8 protein-coding genes are annotated in these 8,591 nt (G+C 69.6%); 6 read left to right on the top strand and 2 right to left on the bottom strand.

Features of this window, described 5'->3' with window-relative positions:
- Positions 1 to 160: 160 nt before the first annotated feature.
- Complete coding sequence (locus tag AOJ26_RS38730; protein WP_053853030.1) at positions 161 to 730, bottom strand: 3'-5' exonuclease; 570 nt, start codon at positions 728 to 730, stop codon at positions 161 to 163.
- A gap of 263 nt (positions 731 to 993) precedes the next feature.
- On the opposite strand from AOJ26_RS38730, the gene AOJ26_RS38725 reads away from it, so the two are divergent.
- Complete coding sequence (locus AOJ26_RS38725) at positions 994 to 3,033, top strand: DUF1996 domain-containing protein (RefSeq protein WP_053853029.1); 2,040 nt, start codon at positions 994 to 996, stop codon at positions 3,031 to 3,033.
- 328 nt (positions 3,034 to 3,361) lie between these two features.
- Positions 3,362 to 4,525, top strand: a complete 1,164-nt coding sequence (locus AOJ26_RS38720) for a serine hydrolase domain-containing protein (protein ID WP_234358780.1) — start codon at positions 3,362 to 3,364, stop codon at positions 4,523 to 4,525.
- Positions 4,526 to 4,548: 23 nt separating this feature from the next.
- On the opposite strand, the gene AOJ26_RS38715 is transcribed toward AOJ26_RS38720, so the two are convergent.
- On the bottom strand, positions 4,549 to 5,475 hold the full coding sequence (locus tag AOJ26_RS38715; RefSeq protein WP_053853028.1) for a GNAT family N-acetyltransferase: 927 nt from the start codon (positions 5,473 to 5,475) through the stop codon (positions 4,549 to 4,551).
- A 504-nt stretch (positions 5,476 to 5,979) separates the two neighbouring features.
- Here AOJ26_RS38715 and AOJ26_RS38710 point away from each other — a divergent pair.
- The 4 genes from AOJ26_RS38710 to AOJ26_RS38695 are packed head-to-tail and all read left to right on the top strand — an operon-like array spanning position 5,980 to position 8,519.
- Positions 5,980 to 7,167 carry an ATP-binding protein gene (locus AOJ26_RS38710; RefSeq protein ID WP_053853027.1) on the top strand — a complete coding sequence of 396 codons (1,188 nt, stop codon included), beginning with the start codon at positions 5,980 to 5,982 and terminating at the stop codon, positions 7,165 to 7,167.
- A complete protein-coding gene (locus AOJ26_RS38705; protein ID WP_053853026.1) occupies positions 7,164 to 7,565 on the top strand; it encodes a roadblock/LC7 domain-containing protein in 402 nt (133 codons plus the stop codon). Before AOJ26_RS38710 ends, AOJ26_RS38705 begins: the two co-directional genes overlap by 4 nt.
- Positions 7,562 to 7,939: a DUF742 domain-containing protein gene (locus AOJ26_RS38700; RefSeq protein ID WP_053853025.1), complete on the top strand. Its 378-nt coding sequence runs from the start codon at positions 7,562 to 7,564 to the stop codon at positions 7,937 to 7,939. The genes AOJ26_RS38705 and AOJ26_RS38700 overlap by 4 nt, the downstream gene beginning before the upstream one ends.
- Positions 7,911 to 8,519 (top strand): GTP-binding protein, encoded by a 609-nt coding sequence (locus AOJ26_RS38695; RefSeq protein ID WP_053853024.1) that lies wholly within the window; start codon positions 7,911 to 7,913, stop codon positions 8,517 to 8,519. Before AOJ26_RS38700 ends, AOJ26_RS38695 begins: the two co-directional genes overlap by 29 nt.
- Positions 8,520 to 8,591: the final 72 nt, after the last annotated feature.

Genomic DNA, 8,591 nt, shown 5'->3' with positions numbered 1-8,591 from the left:
CCCAACCCGCCCCCTCACAGCCGCAACCTTGAGGTTGCGGCTGTGAGGGGGCGGGTTGGGCTGCGGCCGGCGGCGATCTCGGCGGGTGTGGGGACTTCCGCCATGAGCACGGCTCAGGCCACGACCCGGGTGCCGTCCTCGGGCTCGGTGACGGGGTCGTTCATTCCGGAGGCCAGCCGTTCCGCTCCGCCAGGTGAAGCACCAGGGCGGCGATGTTCCACGCGTCGTCCTCGCCGCGATGGTGGCGCCCTTCCAGGGGGAGTCCGGCGAGGGCGAGGGCCTGGGCCATGCCCGGACGCTTGCGGAGGCCGTGCACCTCGGTGAAGACCGCCTTGGCGTTGGTGTGGCGGCGGCCGAAGGGGTACGGCGTCCCCGTGGCCCCGCACTGCCGGGTGAACTGGTGCCGGTCGTAGTCGCCCCAACTCGCCCACGGGCGCGCCCCGGAGGCGTGTTCGGCGGCCAGCAGTCGACACGCCTCGCCGAACGGCAGGCCCGCATCGACCTCTTCCTGGGTGAGACCCGTCAACTCCGTGCAGAACGCGCTGACTTCGGAGCGGGCGGGCCGCACCAGGATCCGGTGCCGCTCGACGCGCTCGGCGGTCGACAGGTCCACGACCGTCAGTCCGATCTCGATGATCTCGCTGACCGCGCGCGGGGGAGGAGAGCCGGGCCAGCAGGTGGCTTCGACGTCCACGACGTTCAGGAGGCGCCCGGTGGCCGTGCTGTTCATGACGAGAACCGTAGGGCGCGGACACGCGCGGGTCATCTCGTTTTCCCTGCACAGGGGTTCGGCAGCGAGTGGTGGAACCCGGTGTTCCGTATGAGGGTGCTGTGAATTTCCGAGGCGCTTGAACACACCGGGCCCCCGGTCCGTATGGGGCGAGGGATGTGCATGCCCGGACAGCCGACACGCGCAGGAGTAGTTCCGTGGGACGCAGTAATCGCAGACGACCGACAGGCGCACGACGTGCGACCTTCGCCGCAGTAGCCCTGATGCTCGGGGGTGGTGGCCTGGTCGCGGCGAACGTGTACGCCTCCGCCACGGAGAGCGGCACACCGCAGCAGACGTCGTGGGGAGCCGTCACGATCGACTGCCCCGACGTCGGCGACACGCTCACCGACGTGCCGGACGCGTCGAGGGCGGAGGTCGACAAGGAGCTCGCCTTCCTCGACCAGCAGATAGCCGAGGCCTACCGGCAGCTCCAGGACCCGACGGTGGACAGCCGCGAGTCCGCGCAGAACCGCATCGTCGAGCCGCTCCAGGAGAACCGCGCCGCCACGATCGAGCGCATCACCGCCGCCCTCCAGGGCGCGGGCGAACAGCAGGACGGCCTCGGCGACATGGCCGACTGCACCCTGCGCGAGACCGAGAACCAGAACGGCGACGGTCAGGACCAGCAGGGCGGCCAGCAGCAGGACGGCCAGCAGGCCGACGGCCAGAACCAGGAAGGCCAGGACCAGGAGGGCCAGAACCAGGACGGTCAGCAGGGCGACGGCCAGAACCAGGGCGGCCAGCAGCAGGGCAACGGCGGACAGGCCGGCAACGGTCCCGTCGCCGCCGACTACGCCGACATCACCAGCGCTCCACCCACCGCGCAGGCGCCTCAGGCTCAGGGCGACGCCTCCCGCGGGACCTTCGTCACCAGCTGCGGTGTGAACGCCAACGGTCTGTTCAACTCGGACAACGTCATCGTCGCCCCCGGTGTCTCCAACGGCGCCCACCACTTCCACGACTACATCGGCAACCAGTCCAACACCGCCTTCGCCAGCGACCAGGACCTGGCGAACGCCGAGACGAGCTGTGTCGACCAGGGCGACAAGTCCACGTACTACTGGCCCGTGATCCGACTCCAGAACGGCACGCAGGAGCAGGACGCCGACAAGCCCGGCGGCGGCATCGAGGGCAACGCCGGTCAGATCGTCACCCCCAAGGAGGTAACGCTGACGTTCGTGGGCAACCCCCGCAGCAAGGTCACCGCGATGCCCCGTCTGCTGCGCATCATCACCGGTGACGCCAAGGCCTTCGTCAACGGCACCGCAAACGCCAACGCGTCGTGGAGCTGCACCGGCTTCGAGGACCGGCAGCTGAAGGACAAGTACCCGCTGTGCCCGCAGGGCAGTGACGTGGTGCGCACCTTCAAGTTCCAGAGCTGCTGGGACGGCCGCAACATCGACAGCGCCAATCACCGCACCCACGTCGCGTTCGCCCAGAACGACGGCACCTGCCCGAACGGCTTCCAGGCCATCCCGCAGCTGGTCCAGCGGATCGTCTACGACGTCGACGCGCCGAGCCTGAACGACGGCGGCCGCACGACCCCGCTGTTCGCGGTCGACTCCTTCCCGGAGCAGCTCCACAAGCCCGTCACCGACCACGGCGACTTCATCAACGTCTTCGACGAGAACCTGATGAACGAGATGGTCGGCTGCATCAACGACGGCCGTGAGTGCGGCGCGGGCACGGGCCAGGACGACCCGGGCAACGGCGGCGACGACGGCAACGGCAACGGCAACGGCGACAGCGGGGGCGACAACGGCGGCGACGACGGCAACGGTGGCGGCACCGCCCCCGACCCCGGCGCCAGTCAGGACCCGGGCAACGGGAACGGCGACAACGGCAACAACGGCAACGGCGACAACGGCTCCGGGGACAACCCCGGAAACGACGAGCCGCAGCAGCAGCCCACGCAGACCGCCGAAGCCCCGGCAGGCGACCAGACGACCGCGCCGGCGGAGAACGAACCGAAGACCTACAGCTCACCCACCGCCCACAGCACGACCGCGCCCTCGCCCGGGACCGGCAACGGAAACGGGGCCGGGAACGGGAGCGGGTCCGGCGACGACCAGGCCACCCAGCCCGTCGCCCAGGACAACACCGCCCCCAGCGGCCCGGCCGCCATCGCCCAGCCCGCACCTCAGGGCGACCAGGGCAGTCTCGCCGAGACCGGCACCCAGTTGTGGCCGGCCGCACTCGGCGCGGTCCTCCTGATCGGCGGCTTCGTCCTCCTGCGACGCACCAGCCGCCGCTCTATGTGACACCGACCGGCACGAACAAGTAGCGAAGTGGCTGTCCGCCGGGTGATTCCACCGGCGGGCAGCCGCTTCCATTCGGGCACAAGGGCAGAAGGGCAGAAGGGCAGGCGCCGATGCGTCCAGCGTTAGACGCGGCTCGCATGGCACCTCGAAATCGACGTGGTTATTCTGGGTCTGGGAAACCGAATTCGGACCGTACCCCCGGCGGGGTGAATTCACGGGAGACTCCGTGGCCCTGCCACCGGCTCGTGCACAGGTGCCCGGGAAGCAGGGGATGGTCGCTCCCGGTGACGCTCGGCGGGCCATGACGTCCCCACTTCCGGGAGCCCCCATGTCTCTACGCCGATCCCGCCTGCGAGCGGCATCCGTCCTCGCGGTCTGCCTGACCGCGCTGGCCCCGGCGACGGCCGTCGCCGCCGACGAACCGTCGGGCGACCAGTCGCTCCAGCGGCAGCTCGACGCCTTCGTGAACCGCACGGGCGGACCGCCCGGGGCCATCGCCGTCCTGCGCACCGAGAACGGGACCCGCGTGGTGCGCGCGGGAGTCGCCGAGGTGGGCACGGACCGGTCGCCCGGCTCCGACGACCACATGCGCATCGCGAGCACCGCCAAGGCGTTCAGCGGAGCGGTGGCCCTCACCCTGGTCGACCGTGACACCCTGAGCCTGGACGACACCCTGGGCGAACGGCTCCCGCAACTCCCTGACGCCTGGGCCTCGGTGACGCTCCGTCAACTCCTCAGTCACACCAGCGGCCTGCCGGACTACTCCAAGAGCGACGGGTTCGTGGACGAGCTCCGGGCCGACCCCCTGCACCACTTCGACTCCCGGCGCCTGCTCGACTACATCGCCGACGACCCCCTGCTCTTCAAGCCGGGCACGCAGTACCGCTACTCGAACTCGGACAACATCGCCGTGGCGCTCATGGCGGAGGCGGCGGCGCACAAGTCGTACGAGGAGCTTCTGCGCGACCTCGTCGACGAGCCGCTCCGGCTGGAGTCCACGAGTCTCCCGCAGGGCAACCGGATGCCGACGCCCTACCTGCACGGCTACGACGTCAGCGAGGCCGGATCCCCGCAGGACGTCAGCGAGGTCATCGGCATGTCGGGCGTCTGGGCCTCCGGAGGCATCGTCTCCACGCCGGCCGACATGACCCGGTTCATCCGGGGCTACGCCGCCGGGCGGCTGTACGACCGGTCGACCGTCGAGCAGCAGCGGCAGTGGGTCGAGGGCTCGTCCGAACCGGCCGGACCGGGCCACAACTCCGCGGGTCTGGCCGTCTTCCGGTACGAGACGCGATGCGGTGTCGTCCTCGGTCACACCGGGAACACGCTCGGATATACCCAGTTGATCGCGGCCACCCCTGACGGCCGCCGATCACTGACCTTCTCCGTCACGGCCCAGATCACGCAATCCTCGGACGCCCAAGGGTTGCACAGAATGCGGGCGTTGCAGGAGAACTTCGTCTGCGCGTTGTTGCGCGACAGGAATCAATAGAGATTTCCCGCGGAGTTCACTTTTCAGCCCAGCACGATTTCCCAGGTGTCGACGGCGTAATGGACCGACATTCCGTTGCGCGCGTACAATGCGGGCGCCCCGGTGGAGTTCTCGGTGTCCACGCCCAGTCCCACGGTCTCCCGCCCACGGGCCGCGAACGCGGCGAAGGCCTGCCGCAGCAGCAGTCCGCCGAGGCCCCGGCCGCGGGCCTCGCGGACGACTCCGAGACTGCGGATCCATCCCATGGCCTCGCGGTCGTCGCGGGAGATGAGGAAACCGGCGTCCCCGAGGTCGTCGGTGGAGACGAGCCACACCAGCGACCAGTCGAGCCGGTCCGCGTGGATGTCGGCCAGCCACTGCTCGTACGAGCGGGGCTGGAAGTCGAAGTGCTCGGCGAAGGCGGCCTGGTAGAGGGCGTACACCTGCTTCTGGTCCGACTCGTCGGCGCAGGACCGCACCCGTACGCCCGCGGGCGGCTGGGGCGGCAGGTCCTCGCCGGCCCGCAGCGGCCGTTCCAGTACGTGATAGCGGCGTACGGCCGACCACCCGCGCGCCCGTATCAGCGCGAGGTCGGTCGTCGGCGCCGAGTTGAGGTGCAGGTGGAGCACGGCCTTCGAGGCGCCGTTCGCCCGGGCCCTCTCCAGCGCCCGGGTCTCGACCGCCTCCAGGAGGAGCTCGCCGGCCTGCTGGTGGTCGGGCAGAACGTAGTGGTCGGCGTCGATGCGCTCGCCCTTCGAGTCGTCCCAGACCAGGGCGTACGCCACCAGGCGGGCTCCGTCGAAGGCCAGCCAGGAGTCACGGTCGAGGTCCACCTCGGGATGGGCCAGGTCGGACTCCACCGTGTGCAGATCGGTCTCGGGCCGCCCGATCTCGATCCGGTCGATCTCGTTGAGCAACTCGGTGACGGCCGACGCGTCGGTGGGCGCGGCAGCGCGCAGGAGATAGGGCATGAGGCAAGGGTCGAGGGCGGGCGCGCCGGCCGCAAACGAGTTTTCCGCCGACGGGCGGCAAGTGTTCTCACCGCCTTGGTAGGCTGCGGCCGTCGATCACGGACGAGCGGCCGCAACAGGGCATCCCGTGCGGCCACCACGGTGGCGACCAGCCCTGAGCCGCCGGCCGGCCGGGCGACACCGGACGGCCGGGGTTCGGGTCCGGAGCGCGGGGCGGTGACGACCGCCGACCGCGGCCGATGAGGCCTTTGCGGGATCTTTGTGGAGAGTCGTCAAGTGTGGCGCCAGGTACGCCTGTTGACACTGTGACAACTGATAAGATCATTACACTTTTCAGTAGGCTGATGACGCGTCATACGCGCGTACGGGGGACAGCCAAAACGGCCCCATCGTGAAGGAGTGACGGTTGGTCCGCCGGTAACGCCCGCGCCGCACGGCGGTGGGCATTTCCGGGGTCCCATGCACGGTCAGTCTCCCGACGCGAGGCGACTTGAAGAGAGTCTCATGACGTCATTGTTCGAAGATCCACTCCTGTGGGTCCTGCTCGTGGTACTCATCGCTGCGGTTTTCGCAGTGATGCGCGCACGGAGAACCAACATCCAGCTCCGCGCGAACAACAACAAACTGCACGGCGACATGGCGAGTGTGCGAGGTCAGCTCGCCGAGCTCCAGACGACGTACTCGTCGGTGAGCGCCCGGCACGCCGCGGATCTGGAAGAGGTGCGCAAGGACGCCGAGTCGGCGACCAAGGCAACCCTGAAGTCGGCCGTCGGCACCCTGGCGACCCTCGCCGAGGAGCAGTTGGCCCTGCTCGACGGACTCCAGCAGAAGTACGGCGATGACAACGCTGTCCTCGCCGACCTGATGCTGGTCGACCACACCGGCAGCCAGTTCAGCCGCCGTACCAAGGGCATCTCGGTGCTCTGCGGCGGCTGGCTCGGCCGGCGTGACCGGGACGCCTCGGTGTACGACGTCGCCCGCAGCGCCCAGGGACGGATCCGCGACTTCGAGCGGGTCAAGGTCCACTCGCAGGCCAACGTCGCGATCACCAGCCGGGCGGTCGAACCGGTCGCCATGGTCCTGGCCGAACTGCTGGACAACGCCACCAAGTACAGCGCTCCCGGCACCCCCGTCGAGATCAACATCCAGGCCGTCCCCACCGGGATCTGCCTGATCGTCGACGACGCCGGCCTCGGCATGGACCAGGAGACCAAGGCCCGCGCCGCGTCCCTGCTCACCTCCGGCGGATCCGTGGACATCACGAGCCTCGGCGACCCGCCCAAGTTCGGCTTCGCCCTCTCCGGGAAGCTCGCCGCCCACTACGGGTTCCACGTCTCCGTCGACGCGGTCTCCCCCTACGGCGGTGTGCGTGCCGTGATCCGGGTGCCCGAGAACCTCCTGACGGCGGAGGTGCCCGCACCGGCACCCGTCGAACTCGACGACCACGAGGGCGAGCCGGTCGCGGTCAAGCCGACCCCGGTCGCCTCCCTCGTCGTCGGACAGACGGCCGGCGGCCTGCCCAAGCGCCGGCGCCGCCGCAACGGCACCGTCTCCGTGGTCGCCACGCCCAGCGTCGAGGTGCCCGACCTGGACGCGGCCGGCGAGGAGACCGCCTCACGGCTCAAGGCATTCGCTCGCGGAACCCTGCTCGGGCGGGACTCGGACAACACGGAAGGACCTCAGAACCAGTGAATCCCGACCTGTCGTGGGTGCTGAACGACGTGCTCGAGGTACGCGGAGCCCGGCACGCCATCCTCGTCTCGGCGGACGGCCTGCTGATGCAGCGCTCCGACGGCATCGTCCGTGACGACGCCGAACGGAACGCCGCCGCGATGAGCTCCCTGCAGTCGCTGTGCCGCAGCGTCGCCCCCTTCGTGGGCGGCGGCAAGGGCCTGTGGAAGCAGACGCTCATCGAGTTCGACGGCGGATGGATCTTCCTCATCGCCGGAGGCAGCGGCTCCTACCTCGCCGTCTCGACCGCCCTGGACGTCGACATGGAGGCCATGTCGATCCGGATGCAGAAGACGGTGGGCGCGCTGACCAAGGCGATGAGCGCCACGCCGCGCCAGCACACCGGCGTGGACGCATGACCTGGCCAGGCGAGGACGCACCGGTAACCAGCGACTTCGTCCGCTCCTACGTCATCACGGGTGGCCGTCGTCTCCCCTCCGACGACGACCTGGCCCTGCACACCCTGGTGTGCATCGCCCCCGACCGGACCCTGCCGCTCGGGGCCGGCCCCGAAGTCCGGGCCATCTGGGAGCTGTGTTCGGGCGGCTACCTGTCGGTCGCCGAAGTCGCAGGTCATCTGGGCCTGCCCGTCGGCGTGGCCCGGCTGCTGCTGTCCGATTTATTCGAGCAGGGGCACCTCATGCGCCGCGCTGAACCGGCCCCCGCCCAGCACGTTCCCCGAGCGATACTCGAGAAGGTTCTGCATGGACTCGAAACCCTCAACATCGGCTGACCCCGGGGCGAACGGCTCCATCTACGTCTCCGCCGAGGTGACCACCGCCGCGAAGATCCTGGTGGTCGGACACTTCGCCGTGGGCAAGACGACCTTCATCGGGTCCCTGTCGGAGATCACTCCTCTGCGCACCGAGGAGAAGATGACCCAGGCGTCCATGCACGTCGACGACCTGCGCGGGGCCCCGGACAAGGCGACCACCACCGTGGCGCTGGACTTCGGCCGGCTGACCCTGAGCGACGAACTGGTGCTGTACCTGTTCGGCACCCCCGGACAGCAGCGCTTCATGCAGCTCTGGGAGGACATGGCCCGCGGCGCGCTAGGCGCCCTGCTGCTGGTCGACCCCTCGCGGCTGGAGGAGACGTTCCCGGTCATCGACCTGATCGACGAGTACGGCCTCGAGTACGCGATCGCCGTCAACACCTTCTCGCAGACCAGCCACTTCGAGGAGGCGGAGATCCGCGAGGCGCTGGACCTGCTCCCGGACACCCCCGTCATCTACTGCGACGCCCGCGACCAGCGCTCCTCCGCCCGCGCCCTGATCGCCCTCGTGCGTCACCTGCTCGACCGCGCAGCCTGAACCACCACCCCCCGCCCGGACCGCACGGTCCGGGCCACCAAAGGACACAGACATGGACGTTCACGACACGGC

It is taken from the genome of Streptomyces sp. NRRL B-24085 (genome assembly GCF_001282115.1).
In the GTDB taxonomy this organism is placed as follows: Bacteria; Actinomycetota; Actinomycetes; order Streptomycetales; family Streptomycetaceae; genus Streptomyces.
The sequence above is the reverse complement of the archived record's forward strand: the minus strand, read 5'-3'. Positions and strand labels throughout refer to the sequence as shown.

Excerpts from the sequence above, each read along its gene's own strand:
- AOJ26_RS38730 (WP_053853030.1), bottom strand. The coding sequence starts at position 730 with ATGAACAGCACGGCCACCGGGCGCCTCCTGAACGTCGTGGACGTCGAA.
- AOJ26_RS38725 (WP_053853029.1), top strand. The coding sequence starts at position 994 with ATGCTCGGGGGTGGTGGCCTGGTCGCGGCGAACGTGTACGCCTCCGCC.
- AOJ26_RS38720 (WP_234358780.1), top strand. The coding sequence starts at position 3,362 with ATGTCTCTACGCCGATCCCGCCTGCGAGCGGCATCCGTCCTCGCGGTC.
- AOJ26_RS38715 (WP_053853028.1), bottom strand. The coding sequence starts at position 5,475 with ATGCCCTATCTCCTGCGCGCTGCCGCGCCCACCGACGCGTCGGCCGTC.
- AOJ26_RS38710 (WP_053853027.1), top strand. The coding sequence starts at position 5,980 with ATGACGTCATTGTTCGAAGATCCACTCCTGTGGGTCCTGCTCGTGGTA.
- AOJ26_RS38700 (WP_053853025.1), top strand. The coding sequence starts at position 7,562 with ATGACCTGGCCAGGCGAGGACGCACCGGTAACCAGCGACTTCGTCCGC.
- AOJ26_RS38695 (WP_053853024.1), top strand. The coding sequence starts at position 7,911 with ATGGACTCGAAACCCTCAACATCGGCTGACCCCGGGGCGAACGGCTCC.